Source organism: Streptococcus sp. GS001 (assembly GCF_021595565.1).
Lineage (GTDB): Bacteria > Bacillota > Bacilli > Lactobacillales > Streptococcaceae > Streptococcus > Streptococcus xiaochunlingii.
The window spans coordinates 114,101-129,507 of record NZ_JACSYJ010000003.1 but is presented as its reverse complement, the minus strand read 5'-3'; the positions used below and the strand labels follow the sequence as shown (position 1 = coordinate 129,507).

Annotated in this window: 14 protein-coding genes, 1 tRNA gene and 1 other RNA gene; 11 read left to right on the top strand and 5 right to left on the bottom strand. The window is 44.3% G+C overall.

Features of this window, described 5'->3' with window-relative positions; genetic code table 11:
• Window positions 1–8 precede the first annotated feature (8 nt).
• The 3 genes from H8S88_RS07410 to H8S88_RS07400 all read left to right on the top strand — a co-directional run bounded on the left by H8S88_RS07410 (window position 9) and on the right by H8S88_RS07400 (window position 3,433).
• Window positions 9–1,385, top strand: a complete 1,377-nt coding sequence (locus tag H8S88_RS07410) for an ABC transporter permease (RefSeq protein ID WP_048789497.1) — start codon at window positions 9–11, stop codon at window positions 1,383–1,385.
• Between the two features lie 72 nt (window positions 1,386–1,457).
• The gene (locus H8S88_RS07405) at window positions 1,458–2,111 is read left to right on the top strand and encodes a response regulator transcription factor (RefSeq protein ID WP_125335699.1); all 654 of its coding nucleotides are present in this window, start codon (window positions 1,458–1,460) and stop codon (window positions 2,109–2,111) included.
• The gene (locus H8S88_RS07400) at window positions 2,108–3,433 is read left to right on the top strand and encodes a sensor histidine kinase (protein WP_125335701.1); all 1,326 of its coding nucleotides are present in this window, start codon (window positions 2,108–2,110) and stop codon (window positions 3,431–3,433) included. The genes H8S88_RS07405 and H8S88_RS07400 overlap by 4 nt, the downstream gene beginning before the upstream one ends.
• A gap of 191 nt (window positions 3,434–3,624) precedes the next feature.
• Here the strand turns inward: H8S88_RS07400 and H8S88_RS07395 are convergent, their stop codons facing one another.
• Both H8S88_RS07395 and H8S88_RS07390 read right to left on the bottom strand, forming a co-directional pair.
• Window positions 3,625–4,314 (bottom strand): ABC transporter ATP-binding protein, encoded by a 690-nt coding sequence (locus H8S88_RS07395; protein ID WP_061564667.1) that lies wholly within the window; start codon window positions 4,312–4,314, stop codon window positions 3,625–3,627.
• A 1-nt stretch (window position 4,315) separates the two neighbouring features.
• Window positions 4,316–5,419 (bottom strand): ABC transporter permease, encoded by a 1,104-nt coding sequence (locus H8S88_RS07390; protein WP_125335703.1) that lies wholly within the window; start codon window positions 5,417–5,419, stop codon window positions 4,316–4,318.
• A gap of 261 nt (window positions 5,420–5,680) precedes the next feature.
• Between H8S88_RS07390 and H8S88_RS07385 the strand changes: the two genes are divergently transcribed.
• Window positions 5,681–6,220: a T6SS immunity protein Tdi1 domain-containing protein gene (locus H8S88_RS07385; protein ID WP_125335705.1), complete on the top strand. Its 540-nt coding sequence runs from the start codon at window positions 5,681–5,683 to the stop codon at window positions 6,218–6,220.
• A 183-nt stretch (window positions 6,221–6,403) separates the two neighbouring features.
• Here the strand turns inward: H8S88_RS07385 and H8S88_RS07380 are convergent.
• The 3 genes from H8S88_RS07380 to H8S88_RS07375 all read right to left on the bottom strand — a co-directional run bounded on the left by H8S88_RS07380 (window position 6,404) and on the right by H8S88_RS07375 (window position 8,010).
• Window positions 6,404–6,476 (bottom strand) — tRNA-Thr (locus H8S88_RS07380).
• Window positions 6,477–6,478: 2 nt separating this feature from the next.
• Window positions 6,479–6,672, bottom strand: a non-coding RNA gene (gene ssrS, locus H8S88_RS09960) — 6S RNA.
• A 66-nt stretch (window positions 6,673–6,738) separates the two neighbouring features.
• Window positions 6,739–8,010, bottom strand: coding sequence for a replication-associated recombination protein A (locus H8S88_RS07375; protein WP_236128217.1), 1,272 nt, complete (start codon window positions 8,008–8,010; stop codon window positions 6,739–6,741).
• Between the two features lie 114 nt (window positions 8,011–8,124).
• Between H8S88_RS07375 and H8S88_RS07370 the strand changes: the two genes are divergently transcribed.
• The 7 genes from H8S88_RS07370 (at window position 8,125) to H8S88_RS07340 (ending at window position 15,309) form a co-directional block, all read left to right on the top strand.
• A complete protein-coding gene (locus tag H8S88_RS07370) occupies window positions 8,125–8,595 on the top strand; it encodes a DUF3013 family protein (RefSeq protein ID WP_023027600.1) in 471 nt (156 codons plus the stop codon).
• A gap of 56 nt (window positions 8,596–8,651) precedes the next feature.
• Complete coding sequence (locus H8S88_RS07365) at window positions 8,652–9,194, top strand: hypothetical protein (RefSeq protein WP_125335719.1); 543 nt, start codon at window positions 8,652–8,654, stop codon at window positions 9,192–9,194.
• A gap of 49 nt (window positions 9,195–9,243) precedes the next feature.
• The gene (locus H8S88_RS07360; protein ID WP_125335721.1) at window positions 9,244–9,690 is read left to right on the top strand and encodes an NUDIX hydrolase; all 447 of its coding nucleotides are present in this window, start codon (window positions 9,244–9,246) and stop codon (window positions 9,688–9,690) included.
• Complete coding sequence (locus H8S88_RS07355) at window positions 9,687–11,132, top strand: HEPN domain-containing protein (protein WP_125335723.1); 1,446 nt, start codon at window positions 9,687–9,689, stop codon at window positions 11,130–11,132. Before H8S88_RS07360 ends, H8S88_RS07355 begins: the two co-directional genes overlap by 4 nt.
• Window positions 11,133–11,136: 4 nt before the next feature.
• Entirely contained in the window at window positions 11,137–12,087 is a 951-nt protein-coding gene (prmA, locus tag H8S88_RS07350) for a 50S ribosomal protein L11 methyltransferase (RefSeq protein ID WP_125335725.1), read from the top strand.
• Window position 12,088: 1 nt separating this feature from the next.
• Window positions 12,089–12,838 carry a 16S rRNA (uracil(1498)-N(3))-methyltransferase gene (locus tag H8S88_RS07345; protein ID WP_125335727.1) on the top strand — a complete coding sequence of 250 codons (750 nt, stop codon included), beginning with the start codon at window positions 12,089–12,091 and terminating at the stop codon, window positions 12,836–12,838.
• Between the two features lie 251 nt (window positions 12,839–13,089).
• On the top strand, window positions 13,090–15,309 hold the full coding sequence (locus tag H8S88_RS07340; RefSeq protein WP_135783201.1) for a RelA/SpoT family protein: 2,220 nt from the start codon (window positions 13,090–13,092) through the stop codon (window positions 15,307–15,309).
• The last annotated feature ends 98 nt before the right edge of the window (window positions 15,310–15,407 follow it).

Sequence of the window (15,407 nt, the reverse complement as noted above, 5' to 3'; positions counted from 1 at the left end):
GGAATGCTATGTTGCGCAATGCTTTTGCTTATATCACACGTAAATGGCCCAAGTCTCTCTTGCTCTTTGCCATCATTCTCCTCATGGGGACCTTGAGCTTGATTGGACTCTCCATGAAAGGAGCGACCCAACAAGCTTCATCGGAAAGCCTGGGATCCATCACCAATAGCTTCTCCATGCAAATTAACCGCAGGACCAATCCAGGAACCCCTCGGGGAGCAGGGAATCTCAGAGGAGAGGATATCGAAAAAATCAGCCAGGTAGAGGGGATCACCTCCTCCATCAAGCGGATCAATGCCATCGCAGATATCCTAGACCACGAGATTATTGAGACTGAAGAAACCCTGCAAAATCAATCTCCAGAGCGGGCCAAGCACTTTAAGAACACCTTGATGGTGACAGGGGTCAATGACTCTTCTAAAGAAGATAAGTTTGTCTCTGGAGCCTACAAGCTGGTCCAAGGAGAGCACCTGACAGACAAGGACAAAAACCAAATCCTCATGCACGAAGATTTGGCGAAAAAGAATGGTCTCAAGGTGGGCGATAAGGTGCGTCTCAAGTCCAATCTCTACGATGCTGACAATGAAAAAGGGGCTAATGAAACTGTCGAAGTAACCATTAAAGGTCTGTTCTCAGGGAAGAACCAAGCTCCTCTAACTTACGCCCAAGAATTGTATGAAGATACCCTCATTTCTGACCTAGATACAGCTGCCAAGCTCTATGGCAATACTGTCCAAACAGCTACCTATGAGGATGCGACCTTCTTTGCCAAAGGGGATCAAGACCTCGATAAATTAATCGAAAAAATCAAAGCCTTGGATATCCCATGGAATTACTTTGACTTGGTTAAGAGCTCTTCCAACTACCCAGCCTTGCAAAAATCGATCAGCAGCATGTTCCAAGTGGCGGACTACTTGTTTATCGGTAGCCTCATCTTTGCTAGCTTGCTTCTCACCCTTCTCCTCGTCTTGTGGCTCAATGCCCGTCGCAGAGAAGTGGGTATCTTGCTGGCTTTAGGACTTTCTAAGGTGCAGATTGCGGGACAATTCGTGGCAGAATTAGTCATGATTTCCATCCCAGCCTTCCTCCTCTCCTATGGAGTTGCAGGACTTCTTGCCAAAGGAGTCGGAGATACGGTGCTTAAGAACGTAACCAGTGGCATTGCTAAACAAATGGCTCAAGAATCCTCTGCAGCCAACCTTGGTGGAGGAGCTGAGGCAGAAAGCTTCAGTAAGACCCTGACTGATATCCATATGGATATCCAACCGAGCCAATTGTTGGTGATTGTCTTGGTCGGTGGGCTCCTCTTGATCCTGGTTTCCATCCTTTCTTCTCAATGGCTCTTGCATAAGAAACCAAAGGAACTCTTGGTGGATGTCGAATAAGAGATTGTTTCCTAAAATAGAAATAGGGTATAATAGGAGGTAGAAGAAGTTTCTTAGATAAAAGGAAAGTGTATGAAGATACTAATCGTAGAAGATGAAGTCCTGATCCGCGAAGGGATGAGCGACTATCTCATGGAATGTGGCTATGAGGTCTTTGAAGCAGGTGATGGGCAGGAGGCCCTGGACCTCTTTCTCAGAGAGATACCAGATCTGGTCTTGCTGGACATCCAGCTCCCTATCCTCAATGGCTTGGAAGTGCTCAAGATCATCCGGAAGACCAGCTCAGTCCCTGTCCTTATGCTGACGGCCTTCCATGACGAAGACTATAAGTTGACAGCCTTTGGAGAGTTGGCAGATGGCTACCTGGAAAAACCCTTCTCCTTGTCCCTCTTGAAGGTCCGTATCGAAGCTATTTTTAAAAAGCTTCAACCTTCCCGGGTCTTCACCTATGGAGAGGCACGGGTGGATTTTGAGAGCTACACAGCCAGCCTAGCAGGCCAAGCCATTTCCATGAATGCCAAGGAGTTGGAAATCTTGGAATACTTGCTCCAGCATGAGGGCAAGGCCCGGACCCGCTCTCAAATCCTCGATGCCGTCTGGAAGGAGACGGAGGAGATTCCTTTTGACCGGGTGATCGATGTCTATATCAAGGAACTACGAAAAAAACTGGAGCTGGACTGTATCGTTACGGTACGCAATGTCGGCTATAAATTGGAGAGACCATGACCAAACGGAGTATCTTTGCAAAAATCTTTCTGATTACCTTTGCCCTTTTTAGTAGCTTAGTCATCCTTCTACATGCTTCGGTTTACTTTATTTTTCCATCGACCTATATCGAGTCCCAGCGCCAGACGATTTTGAAGAAATCACAAGCCCTGGCTAAGAGTTTCCAGGGCCAGGAAGAAGGGACCATTGAGTCAGTCATCGACCTTTATTCCAAGACCAATGATATCAAGGTGTCTATCAAAGGAAAGCAAAAACAAAATGCCCTAGAGGTCAAGGATGACCTGCTCCTGAACCCTGATAGCCAGAACAATTCCCTGGTCATTGAAGAGCGAAAGATTCAGACCAAGGAAGGGAAAGACTTAACCTTGCAATTCTTCGCGACCGTCGATTCGCAAAAGGAAGCGCGGGACATCAGTCTGGGCTTTCTTCCCTATAGTCTCCTTGCTTCCTTTGTTCTGTCACTGATTGCCTCCTATCTCTATGCCCGCCTTATTTCTGCTCCGATCCTGGAGATCAAGCAGATGACCAAACGAATGAAACGGCTGGATCGGACAGCTAGTCTTCCCATTCATTCGCAGGATGAGATCGGCGTTCTCAAGCAACAGATCAACGACCTCTATCACCATCTTTTAGAGGTGATCGACAATCTAGAGCAGCAGAAACAGGAAAATCTGAAGTTGGAGCAGATGAAGGTCGAATTTCTAAGAGGGGCTTCGCATGAGCTCAAGACTCCTCTGGCCAGCTTGAAGATTATCCTAGAAAATATGCGGGATAAGATCGGCCGCTACAAGGATCGGGACCGCTATCTGTCGGTCTCTCTCGATATCGTCGATGAGATGAACCAGATTGTCCTGGAAATTCTATCTCTGTCCTCTGTCCAAGAACTAGCCGGAGACAAGGAGTGGATCCAGCTGGATCAAGTCTTAGAGCAGATCCTCGACCAGTACAAGGTCTTGGCTCAATCCCGCGCGCTCACGATTGACAATCAAATCCCTGACAAAGCAGTTTATATGGACCCAGCCATTCTGAAATTGGTCCTCTCAAATGTCATTAGTAATGCCGTCAAGCATTCGGATGCCGGTGGAGAGATCCAGCTCCGTCTCGAAGAAGAAGGGACGCACTTGGCGGTTGAAAATACCAGCCAGGAAATGGTAGAGACCGCTGAAATTCCAATGACCGCTAGTCGCCAGAAGAAGGAAGGCGGCTTGGGACTCTTCGTGGTCCAACACTTGCTAGACCATGAAGAACTGGCCTACCAATTTGATAAAACGGCTATGGGCTTGCGCTTCCGTATGGAACTGCCCAAAGATCCTCAAGAATAAAAAAATAGAGAGAGGGACAGAAATCGGTAATTCGTTAGAATTCGATTTCGTCGTCCCACCTCCGCATAGTTGAGTAGGGCTATAAAAGCTGATGAAATCAGCGTAGTAGAACCCACTCAACCACTGCGTCTTGCTCGACAATGCAAAGACAATTGAGAGGCTAGGACTTTTGTCCCAGCCTCTTTTTGTATTTAATCAACTTTTTCGACCTTTAGTAATTGGCCGTGTTTTAATTCATAAATGGTATCCACATAGGTCAGGATGGAGCGGTCATGGGTCACCATGATGGCGCTCTTGTTTTTGGATTTGACTTCTTTCTGGATCAACTGGGCGATTTCTTTCCCTCTATCTGGGTCTAGGCTAGCGGTTGGTTCATCGGCTAAAATGACCTGCGGATTTCCGATGAAGGCCCGAGCGATGGCTGCCCGTTGTTTTTGCCCACCGGACATCTGATTCGGGTATTGGTGGTAACAAGCTTCGATGCCCAGATCTGCCAACAAGGCTTTGACTTCTTCTTGGCGTTTTTTCTTGTCCTTTTCCCCCTTCAATTTGGCTACCAGTTCTAACTGGTCACCGATTTTCATATAGGAGAGGAGCTGGTGATCTTGAAAGATAAAGCCGAGCAATTCCAGACGTTTTTGCGTCCACTGGCCTTGGTTGAGGCCGGTTAGGTCTTGGCCAGCGATAGAAATCCGCCCCTCGTCCGCTGATAAGAGTAAACCAGCGATAGCTAAGAGAGTGGATTTACCGGATCCTGAAGGGCCCAAGATCGCGACAAATTCGTTGGGTTCGACGCTTAAATTCAGTTGATTGAGGACATGGTGCATCTGGCTGCCATCGGCGTAGGATTTTCTGATATTTTCTAATGCGATAATGGCCATCTTATTCTCCATTTCCACCAATGACTTCGATTGGATCTACTTTTTTGATTTTGACAAGGGACAAGGCACCACACAAGATAGAGGTCAGGATAAAGCTAACCGAGATGGTGAGGTTGTCTTTCAGGGTCATAAAGGAAGGGACGCTATTGGGTAAAAATGGCGCCATCATAGTTGCCAGGCCAAGCCCCAGCAGTACTCCGATGAGGGAGATGATGGTGAGCTGAGATAGTTGGACATAGGTGATCTGGCTCATGGACATGCCAATGGCCTTTAAGACGCCGAATTGTTTCAACTTCTGCAGGGTGAGGATATAGAAGAAGACCCCAAGGATAGCAGAAGAAGCGAGTAGCATCACCCAAGTAATCATCCGTAGCGTCAGGTTTTGAGCCTTGTAGCCAGGGATTTTATCGATCACTTGCTTCTTATCTGCCACCATTAAGTTACTGGCTAGATTGCTAGAAGTGATGCTTTTCTTGGTCACAAGGGTTTGAGCTTGCCATTGATAGCTTGGATCTGTTTTTTGCCGCATGCCTGTGTAGGTCTCCGAGCTGATAAAGCCAATCTCACTATAGCCGTATTTAGCATTTGTCGCAAAGGCCACGACCTTGAGTTTTTGCTTAGAAGTTTTATCGATCACTTGATCGCCGACTTGGATTCCCTCATCCTCTTTGAAAGAATGGTCCAGAATGACCTCGTTTTTCTTTAAGTCGGAGATCTTGAGGTCTGTATCTTCCATGATTGGATTGAGGATCTCTTCTTCATTGTGGTCGGTTGCGAAGTAGGTGATGTCCAGAGTATTGGAATCCTCTGTTTTTGAGATAGTTGCCCGCTGGATCGACAAGCCAGAATAGTCCATTCCCTCTATCTTTTGGATCTCTTCTAAATCTTTCGCCGTAATGGTTGAAAAGGGGATAATCCCTTCTGAATCCGTCGAAAGGATGTAGTGCAGGGCCCCATAGTTATCGATTTGGGCCGATACCGAACGCCCCAGTCCATTTGTCAGTCCGGACAAAAACACCACCATAAACATGAGGATGGTAATGAGGAGTTCAATCAGGATAAACTTCTTAGGTTGGTATTTGATTTCATTCCATGCGATTTTCATATTCGTTCTCCTTTTGGCACGGAGGTGCTCAAGTAGCTTGGCACCTAAACATATTATACCATCATACCACAAGTGGGAGGATAATAGGAGGCTGATATTTGGTAGAGTGTTTCAAAAACATTATTCTTATTATCTTTCCTTTAGATACTTAAATGCCTATGAGACTGTTATTCTTCTTGTTAAGTAGACTCTGATACATATGGAATGTGGTATACTAGAGGCAGGGTGAAACGTGAATAGGAAATTAAATCGGAGGAAAACATGCTAGAAAACTTTGTAAAAGTGGCAGATATGCCCCAAGAAGTAATTGAAAAATACAAGGACCAAGTCCCTGCTGAGCTGATTCAAATTTGGAAAGAGGATGGCCTAGGAACATTCTTAGATGGTTATCTAAAAGTCATCAATCCAGACGATTATCTAGAGCTTCTCCAAGATAGTTATTTCAGAGGAGATATCGCTTTTCCTATGTTCGTAACAGCATTTGGAGATGTTATTACTTGGGAGGAGAACGCCTATGTATTGATTGTCCAATATAATATTCAGGATTGTAACATTATAATTAAGCGTCTGTCACATTTTTTGAATTTTTTGGATGATGAATATGTTTTAAGATATTTCGATATTCCACTCTACAAAAAAGCTGTTGCCAAACATGGTGAATTGGCCTACGATGAATGTTTCGGTTTTGTTCCTTTGCTAGCTTTGGGAGGCTTTAAAGATGTAGATCACATGGAGAAAGTAAAAACCTTGGAGCACATCTACCTTATGTACCAACTTACAGGCGGAGTGTTTGACGATTGATAAAAAAGAACCACCCTCGCGGTGGTTTTTTCGATGAAAACGATATGTTGGATAAATAGCGAGTCTTTGGATGAGACTCACTTATTTTGTGAATATAAATTATTTGGTGCAAAATTTGGTACAAAAAACAAAATGACAAGCAAAAAAAGCCTTAAAATCAAGGCTTTTTCCTGTTGATTTAGATGCCCCCTGCAGGGATCGAACCTGTGACCTACGCGTTACGAGTGCGTTGCTCTACCAACTGAGCTAAGGAGGCAAAAAAAAGCTGTATTGGTGCCGAAACTTCACGGTTTGTATTGAACCCGCGCAATTAAGCAGGTGGGCAACTTGCTCTAACTGTAGCTGCTTCCGCGTGATACGGCCTGCATGCTGTTAGAAGTCCTTTGTTTCCCTAATAATACAAAAAATAGTCGGTCAACACTTAAGTGTGAAGTCGTACACCACAGCGTTTCTATATGTATATGATACCATATTTCAAAAAAATTTCAAGAGAAAATCTCAAATTTTTGGAACCGATATCACCTTTTCTTGAGTTGATCAATCTTCTCTTTTGTCGCTCCTAGGGCTCGCTCGTATTTGCCATTTTCATTAGGAGTGAAATAGGAGACACCCTTAAGCTTGTCTGGTAAATAGTCCTGTTGGACCCAATTGCCAGGATAATTGTGGGGGTATTTGTAATCTTGGGCATTCCCCAAGGTCTTGCTTCCGGCATAGTGGCCATCCCGTAAATGGCGAGGGATGGGAAGGTTGCCCGACTTCCGAAGGTCAGCCAAGGCCTTGTCCATGGCGACGTAGGCCGAGTTGGACTTAGGTGAAAGGGCCAGGTCGATGACGATGTTGGCGATGAGGATGCGGGCTTCGGGGAAGCCGATCCGATCCGCTGCTTGGAGAGCTGTCACCGTATGGATCTGGGCATCTGGATTGGCTAGGCCGATATCTTCGTAGGCAATGACCGTCAAGCGACGAGCTAAGCTGGGTAGATCGCCGGCTTCAATCAAACGAGCCGCATAGTGGAGACTAGCATCGACATCGGATCCGCGGATAGATTTTTGAAGAGCAGAGAGGACATCGTAGTGGCCGTCTCCATCCTTGTCCATGGTGATATAGCTCCGCTGGAGGCTATTTTCCATGATTCCGAGATTGATGTGGCGGACGCCATCCTCGCCTTCCTTGGTAGAGAGGACGGCTAAATCGAGAGAATTATAGGCGGAACGAAGGTCTCCATTGGTCGAAGTAGCGATGAAATCTAAGGCATCCTCGTCGAGGGTAACAGGAAAGTCAAAGCCCCGCTCTGGATCGCTCAGCGCCAACTGGATAGCCTCTTTGACCTGTTCATTGGTCAAGGGTTCCAGCTCAAAAATCTGTACCCGACTGCGAATGGCAGGCGTCACGGAGAAGAAAGGATTCTCAGTCGTTGCGCCGATCATGATGACCAGACCGCTTTCGAGCAAAGGCAGGAGGAAATCTTGCTTGGTTTTATCGAGGCGATGGATCTCATCCAAAAGCAGGACTAAGCCGCCTGAAAACTTGGCTTCCTCTGCGATTTCTTGGAGGCGTTTTTTACTATCGACAGTCGCATTGAAGGTTCGAAAGGCATACTTGGTTGTACCAGCGATGGCAGAAGCAATACTGGTCTTGCCAATCCCTGGTGGGCCAAAGAGAATCATGGACGAGAGACGATTAGCCTCCACCATGCGGCGGATGATTTTCCCCTCCCCGATGAGATGCTCTTGTCCGATGACCTGATCGATGGTTTTGGGACGCATGCGTAAGGCGAGATTGTCCGGCATGAGGGTCTCCTTTCTAGCTTTGTCTCCTTTAAATGAGGCAGTTTTTATGGTAAGATTGTAGTAACTATTGTATCATATTCCGCTCTAAGAGTGGGAAATTAGAAAGAGGACACGATGTCTAAATATGGATTTTTGGATGTTTTGGAAGAGGAAATGGAAAAGGTCTTTCCCTTTGACTTTGAGATCAATTGGGATAAGAAGAACCATGCGGTAGAAGTGGCTTTTCTCTTGGAAGTGCAAAACACAGGAGGGGTAGCCCTAGTCGATGAGTCGGGGGAGGAGTCTGACGAGGATATCTTCTTTGAAGAAGCCGTCATCTTCTACAATCCAGCCAAGTCGCATGTGGAAGAAGATGCCTATTTAACAGCCCTTCCATATGAGCCGAAAAAAGGCTTGTCTCGAGAGTTTCTAGCTTATTTTGCGACCTTCCTCAAAGATACAGCCGAGCTAGCCTTGGATGACCTTATGGATTTTTTAGCAGACGAAGAAGCAGAGAGCTTTGAGATCGTCTGGAACCAAGAAGTCTTTGAAGAAGGGAAAGTCGGTCTGGAAGAGAGCACTTTTTATCCTTATCCGAGGTATTAGAAAAGATTCTAAGTGGACATTTTTAAATAATGAATTCAAGGAGAAGGGGGGAGACTATGCTAGAAAAAGTCAAACAGTTTTTCAGGAGAAGGTCAGCTAAAACTGAGCCGTCAGTTGATATTCTTCCCCGCAATCGCTTTGCGGATCTAGATTTCGAGCGAATATTGAAGTCTGGAACTCGTCGCCTTGTCGATGAGGAGGGGCGCTATGCAAAAGATGGTACAGTCACAGAACTTGAATTTCCTGAAGCCTTTGCGGAATTTGAATTTCTAGTTGGTTTTAATACGGAAGAGGAAGACCAGTTTAAGCAACTATTAGCTCGTTTAAATAGTATTGACAATGCTATTCAGTCCTATTTGGAAAGTGAGATGCAACAACCCATCCCTCAGTATGCCAAGGATCTCGGCTATACTCAGAAGAGGTGGGAGAAAACCTTTTACTTCCATCCTTGGATATTAAGTGGTGAGGAAAACCCGCCTAATCTTCGCTATGTTGCAGATTATGTAAACGATGAGTTTACGGTTTATTTTGCGAAAAAACATGGCAGATGGCAAGCATACTGGGATGCAGAGTGCAAAAAAGTAATCGAAGAAAGCTAGCTAGGGGTTTTCTATAGAGTAGTAGTTATGATAAGAAAAGGTCATCATCATGGAATTATTGGATAAACACTTGGATTTTACGGGTTGTAAGATTGCTTTGATTTGTGATGGGCGAATTTTGACCATCTTACGCGATGACAAACCAACCATTCCTTGGCCTAATCTGTGGGAGTTGCCAGGTGGTGGCCGCGAAGGGGACGAGAGTCCTTTTGAGTGTGTAGCGCGTGAAGTCTATGAAGAATTGAGCATCCAACTATTGAAAGATGATATAGTTTGGTCTTGGATCTACCCCAGCATGTTAGATGAGAACAAAAACTCCGTCTTTTTAGTTGGGCAGTTGACGAAGGAACAGTTTGACAGTATTGTCTTTGGAGATGAGGGGCAGAGCTTCAAATTAATGAATATTGAGGAATTTCTTACTTTAGATCAGGTCGTTCCCAAATTGCAAGAACGAGTGCGCGATTATGTGGAAGGAAAGAGTAACTACAAGATATGAGTAAACTATCATATAAATCATATTCGTGGGATAAAGAATTTGAAATTAAAGGTTATTTTTCCGATGATAAATCAAAAGTAGTTGACCATGAAGCAAATAGTGGAATTTTGACATATTCACCAAATGAAATTATATTAGAAATTTTTGGTGAATTTCCAAATGATGAGGCTATATCCATTAATTTTGGTAATCCTGTTGATAAAATATATGGATTTGATTCCTCAGGGAATCTATTAATTTTGGAATCTTATGGCAGTCCGTATGGGACAGATAGTAGTTCGGGATTCCCAATGAAAAAATATAGGATAAAGAATTTTAAAATTTTTGAAATAAAATATCAATGGCTTCCAATTAAGAATAATTTCAAAGAGTTGATAGTTGAATTGATTGACGAATTGGAAGATACCAAAGTCCAGTATTATCAATTCTCTTTTGATCATTTAGAAGATTGGATTGGCAAATCAATTATAAGCGCGGAACGTGATTTCGAACAGCAAAATTTTAATATTGCTGTAAATGTTTCTGGATATAAATCTACGGAAATTTTGATAAAATCAGAAAATTTAAAGTTTGAAGATGTAGCAAGCTATACCTTTTCATATGACGCATTAAGCTTAGAACAATTTTATAAAATTCGTTTATCCTCTGCTAAAAATGAAAAGGTCTCTTTGCAGAAATGCTATGAGGCTTCGAGAAGAATTAGAGAATTAGTCGAGATATTGTCTGAAAAGCCTTTGTCTTTTCTAACCATTGAATTTCTATGTAAACAACGTAAGGATAACAACTGGCCTATAATTAAAGGGAAATATTTTGTACAACATTCAAGAAAAAACATTAAATGGGATAAGCATAAACTACACAAAATTTCATTGAATAAACTTGATGATAATTTTGAAGTTATAATAAATAATTGGTTCGATAAAAGTGAGCAATTAGAATTTATTGTTCGAAGTTTTACTGCCAATTTGCATGGGGCTCCCTATCTTGAAGATAGTTTTATTGATTCTATTCGTAATTTAGAAGTATTCGCTAGAAATTTTCGCGGTGAACAACGAGCTGATGTTTCTAAAGAAGAAGAAATAAATAAACAAAGAGTTTTTGATTTTATTAATAAAAATATTGATGATCGTTTTAAAAATATCTTTAGAAATAGGTTAAAATATCAGAGACAGGATAATGACTTGAGAAAGAAATTACTGGATTTATTTACTAATGTCCCAGGAAAAATAGGGAAGAATAAACTTACTGAGGCCTCCATTTCTAGTATTGTTCAAAAGTTGTATGACAGTCGTAACTACTATATTCATGGAGATGAGAAATCAAAATATAAAAATCTAGTGACAGACTTCAATGAAATGTATGACCTTCGTACATTGTGTCAAGAGGTATTACGTTTCTACATATTTCAGGAACTTGGATTAGAATATGACGAGGAGTATTAATAAAATGGAAACATGGCAAGAGTTAAAAGTTACAGTGAAGCGTGAGGGAGAGGAATTAGTTTCCAATCTCTTGATTGAGCTGGGCGCCCAAGGGGTAGCAATTGAAGATAGCATGGACTATGTGGGAAATGTCGATCGCTTTGGCGAGATTTTCCCAGAGGTTGAGCAAGAGGAAGAAATCGTGGTGACAGCCTACTACCCTGAAACGGTTGATGTAGCAGCAGTTGAAGCGGACTTGCAGGCTCGCATAGCAGAATTGACAGACTTCATGGATTTGGGAGAGGTCAAGATGGGTACAACTGCCTTGGCTGAGGAAGATTGGGCGGACAATTGGAAGAAATACTATGAGCCAGCTCGTATTACTCATGATTTGACCATCGTGCCGTCTTGGACAGACTATGAGGCGACTGCTGGAGAAAAGATTATCAAGCTGGATCCAGGTATGGCCTTTGGGACTGGAACGCATCCAACCACTAAGATGAGCCTTTTTGCTTTGGAGCAGGTTCTTCGTGGTGGGGAAACGGTGCTGGATGTGGGGACTGGTTCAGGGGTTCTCTCTATTGCCAGCTCGCTACTTGGTGCTAAAGAAATTTTTGCCTATGACCTGGATGATGTGGCGGTTCGTGTCGCTCAGGAAAATATTGAACTTAATCCTGGTATGGAAAACATCCATGTAGCAGCAGGAGACTTGCTTAAGGGTGTTGAGGTTGAGGCAGATGTCATCGTGGCCAATATCTTGGCGGATATCCTCATTCATCTGACGGATGATGCTTATCGCTTGGTCAAGGATGAAGGCTATCTGATCATGAGTGGCATTATCAAGGACAAGTGGGACATGGTCCGTGAGTCAGCAGAAGCAGCTGGATTTTTCCTTGAAACCCATATGATCCAAGGGGAATGGAATGCCTGTGTCTTCAAAAAAACTAAGGATATCTCTGGTGTGATTGGAGGCTAGCATGCAACAGTATTTTGTAAAAGGTTTGGCTAGCTCACCTGTCACTATCGAGGACAAGGAGACCAGCAAGCACATGTTTCAGGTCATGCGCCTGAAGGAGGATGACGAGGTTACCTTAGTTTTTGATGATGGGATTAAGCGCTTGGCGCGCGTGGTAAATGTAGAGACTCGTCAGTTGGAGCTAATCAAAGAATTAGCTGACAATGTGGAACTACCTATTCAAGTGACCATCGCTTCAGGCTTTCCCAAGGGAGACAAGCTGGAGTTTATCACTCAAAAAGTAACAGAGCTGGGTGCTAGTCAAATTTGGGCCTTTCCTGCCGATTGGTCCGTCTCCAAGTGGGATGGCAAGAAATTGGGTAAAAAGGTTGAAAAACTAGAAAAAATTGCCCTTGGAGCAGCAGAGCAAAGCAAGCGGAATCTTGTTCCAAGCATTGCCCTTTTTGAGAAAAAGGCAGACTTTCTAGCCCAACTCGACCAGTTTGACCGCATCGTGGTGGCCTATGAAGAGTCGGCCAAAGAAGGCGAAAGCGCTGCTCTTGTACAAGTTGTAAGTGGTCTTGAAAAAGGGAGCAAGGTTCTCTTTATCTTTGGTCCAGAAGGAGGTCTCTCACCTGCTGAAATTGAAAGTTTTGAAGCTAAAGGAGCAGTCCTTGCAGGCCTTGGTCCTCGGATTCTCCGTGCAGAAACCGCCCCACTCTATGCCCTTAGCGCAGTGAGTGTTGTCACAGAATTAATGAAAAACGCGTGAAGGTAGATCTTCACGCGTTTCTTTTATATCTTATTTTATTCAGAATTTATTCGTTTTATTATTTTTTATATATTACAAATTAATGAATTTTTTATAAAAAATGGAGTATTTGTATAAAAAGGGAACCTAAGTTCGGGATTTCTGGCTGATAGTGCTGGAAAGCTCTTCAAATAGCATGAAAGTCAATCGGACTAGTTTTCATATAGAGCTAAAAGTGATAGAATAGAAGGCAAGAAAGTGGAGAAAACTAGATGCCGAAAGAAGAACCTTTAACAGGGGGCCAGGTTATTGCCCTTACCAAAAAATACTTGTCGGGAGAGGATGTTGCATTTGTAGAAAAAGCTCTCCTTTATGCAGTCGACTGCCATAGTGGGCAATTCCGTAAATCAGGTGAACCCTATATCATCCACCCTATTCAAGTTGCCGGCATTTTGGCAAAATTGAAGTTGGATGCTGTGACGGTTGCTTGTGGTTTTTTGCACGACGTTGTCGAGGATACAAACGCGACCCTAGATGATCTAGAACGTGAATTTGGGCACGATGTCCGAGTGATTGTTGATGGAGTGACCAAGCTCGGGAAGGTCAAATACAAGTCCCATGAAGAGCAGCTGGCAGAGAACCACCGCAAGATGCTCATGGCCATGTCTCAGGATATCCGTGTCATCTTGGTCAAGCTAGCAGACCGCTTGCACAACATGCGGACTTTGAAGCATTTACGCAAGGACAAGCAAGAACGGATTTCCCAGGAGACCATGGAAATCTATGCGCCGCTAGCCCACCGTCTCGGGATTTCCAGCGTCAAGTGGGAATTGGAAGATCTATCCTTCCGTTATCTGAATGAAGTCGAGTTCTATAAAATTTCCCATATGATGAAGGAGAAGCGTCGCGAGCGGGAAGCCTTGGTAGAAGAAGTTGTCCAAAAGATCGAGTCCTATGCGGCAGAACGCCACCTCTACGGGAAAATCTATGGTCGTCCTAAGCATATCTACTCCATCTACCGCAAGATGCAGGATAAGAAGAAGCGCTTTGATGAAATCTATGATTTGATTGCCATTCGCTGTATCCTAGAATCACCAAGTGACGTCTATGCCATGCTGGGCTATATCCACGAGTTGTGGAAGCCTATGCCAGGCCGTTTCAAGGACTACATCGCCAATCGCAAGGCCAATGGTTACCAGTCCATCCATACCACTGTTTACGGACCAAAAGGTCCCATCGAGTTCCAGATCCGTACCAAGGAAATGCACGAGGTTGCTGAGTACGGGGTTGCGGCACACTGGGCTTATAAGAAAGGAATCAAGGGCCAAGTCAATAGCAAAGAATCGGCTATTGGGATGAACTGGATCAAGGAGATGATGGAACTCCAAGATCAGGCGGATGATGCCAAAGAATTTGTAGATACGGTCAAAGAAAACTATCTAGCCGAAGAGATTTATGTCTTTACCCCAGATGGAGCGGTTCGTTCTCTTCCAAAGGATTCTGGACCGATTGACTTTGCCTATGAGATTCATACCAAGATCGGGGAAAAAGCGACTGGTGCCAAGGTTAATGGCCGTATGGTTCCTTTGACTACCAAGCTGAAAACGGGTGACCAGGTTGAAATCATCACCAATCCAAATTCATTTGGACCAAGTCGTGACTGGCTCAATATCGTCAAGACCAGCAAGGCCCGCAATAAGATCCGCCAATTCTTTAAGAACCAAGACAAGGAACTCTCGATCAACCGTGGACGAGAGTTGCTCATGGCCCAATTCCATGAGCATGATATGATTGCCAACAAGTTCATGGATAAGAAGCACATGGACAAGGTCTTGCAAAAGACCAGCTACAAGACCGAAGAGGCCTTGTTTGCGGCCATCGGTTTTGGAGAAATCGGAGCCATCTCTGTCTTTAATCGTTTGACGGAGGAAGAGCGTCGAGAAGAGGAAAAGGCCAAGGCGCGTGCAGAAGCTGAAGAACTGGTCAAAGGTGGCGAAGTCAAGGTTGAAAACAAAAAAGACACCCTCAAGGTCCGCCATGAAGGTGGCGTGGTCATCCAAGGGGCTTCTGGTCTCTTGATCCGGATTGCTAAGTGTTGCAATCCCGTCCCAGGAGATACAATTGTCGGTTACATTACCAAAGGACGTGGGGTTGCCATTCACCGTCAAGACTGTATGAACCTGCGGGCCCAAGACAACTACGAGCAACGCTTGATCGACGTCGAGTGGGAAGACAATAACACGACCAAGGATTACATCGCCCATATCGATATCTACGGCCTCAACCGTGCAGGCCTTCTCAATGATGTCCTTCAAGTCCTCTCCAACACGGCTAAGATGATCTCAACTGTCAATGCCCAACCAACCAAAGATATGAAATTTGCCAATATCCACATTTCCTTCGGGATTCCAAACCTGTCTATGTTGACAACGGTTGTGGATAAGATTAAGAGTGTGCCGGAGGTGTACTCTGTTAAGCGTACCAACGGCTAGTCGGCTGCTCAGTTATCTTTTATTGCTTCGTTAGCTCGCCTCGCCGTACTCCAGTACTGTCTTCGTCTCGCTGCCTTGCCCTAAAAGCAACTGAACAG

Excerpts from the sequence above, each read along its gene's own strand:
- H8S88_RS07410 (WP_048789497.1), top strand. The coding sequence starts at position 9 with ATGTTGCGCAATGCTTTTGCTTATATCACACGTAAATGGCCCAAGTCT.
- H8S88_RS07405 (WP_125335699.1), top strand. The coding sequence starts at position 1,458 with ATGAAGATACTAATCGTAGAAGATGAAGTCCTGATCCGCGAAGGGATG.
- H8S88_RS07400 (WP_125335701.1), top strand. The coding sequence starts at position 2,108 with ATGACCAAACGGAGTATCTTTGCAAAAATCTTTCTGATTACCTTTGCC.
- H8S88_RS07395 (WP_061564667.1), bottom strand. The coding sequence starts at position 4,314 with ATGGCCATTATCGCATTAGAAAATATCAGAAAATCCTACGCCGATGGC.
- H8S88_RS07390 (WP_125335703.1), bottom strand. The coding sequence starts at position 5,419 with ATGAAAATCGCATGGAATGAAATCAAATACCAACCTAAGAAGTTTATC.
- H8S88_RS07385 (WP_125335705.1), top strand. The coding sequence starts at position 5,681 with ATGCTAGAAAACTTTGTAAAAGTGGCAGATATGCCCCAAGAAGTAATT.
- H8S88_RS07375 (WP_236128217.1), bottom strand. The coding sequence starts at position 8,010 with ATGCCGGACAATCTCGCCTTACGCATGCGTCCCAAAACCATCGATCAG.
- H8S88_RS07370 (WP_023027600.1), top strand. The coding sequence starts at position 8,125 with ATGTCTAAATATGGATTTTTGGATGTTTTGGAAGAGGAAATGGAAAAG.
- H8S88_RS07365 (WP_125335719.1), top strand. The coding sequence starts at position 8,652 with ATGCTAGAAAAAGTCAAACAGTTTTTCAGGAGAAGGTCAGCTAAAACT.
- H8S88_RS07360 (WP_125335721.1), top strand. The coding sequence starts at position 9,244 with ATGGAATTATTGGATAAACACTTGGATTTTACGGGTTGTAAGATTGCT.
- H8S88_RS07355 (WP_125335723.1), top strand. The coding sequence starts at position 9,687 with ATGAGTAAACTATCATATAAATCATATTCGTGGGATAAAGAATTTGAA.
- prmA (WP_125335725.1), top strand. The coding sequence starts at position 11,137 with ATGGAAACATGGCAAGAGTTAAAAGTTACAGTGAAGCGTGAGGGAGAG.
- H8S88_RS07345 (WP_125335727.1), top strand. The coding sequence starts at position 12,089 with ATGCAACAGTATTTTGTAAAAGGTTTGGCTAGCTCACCTGTCACTATC.
- H8S88_RS07340 (WP_135783201.1), top strand. The coding sequence starts at position 13,090 with ATGCCGAAAGAAGAACCTTTAACAGGGGGCCAGGTTATTGCCCTTACC.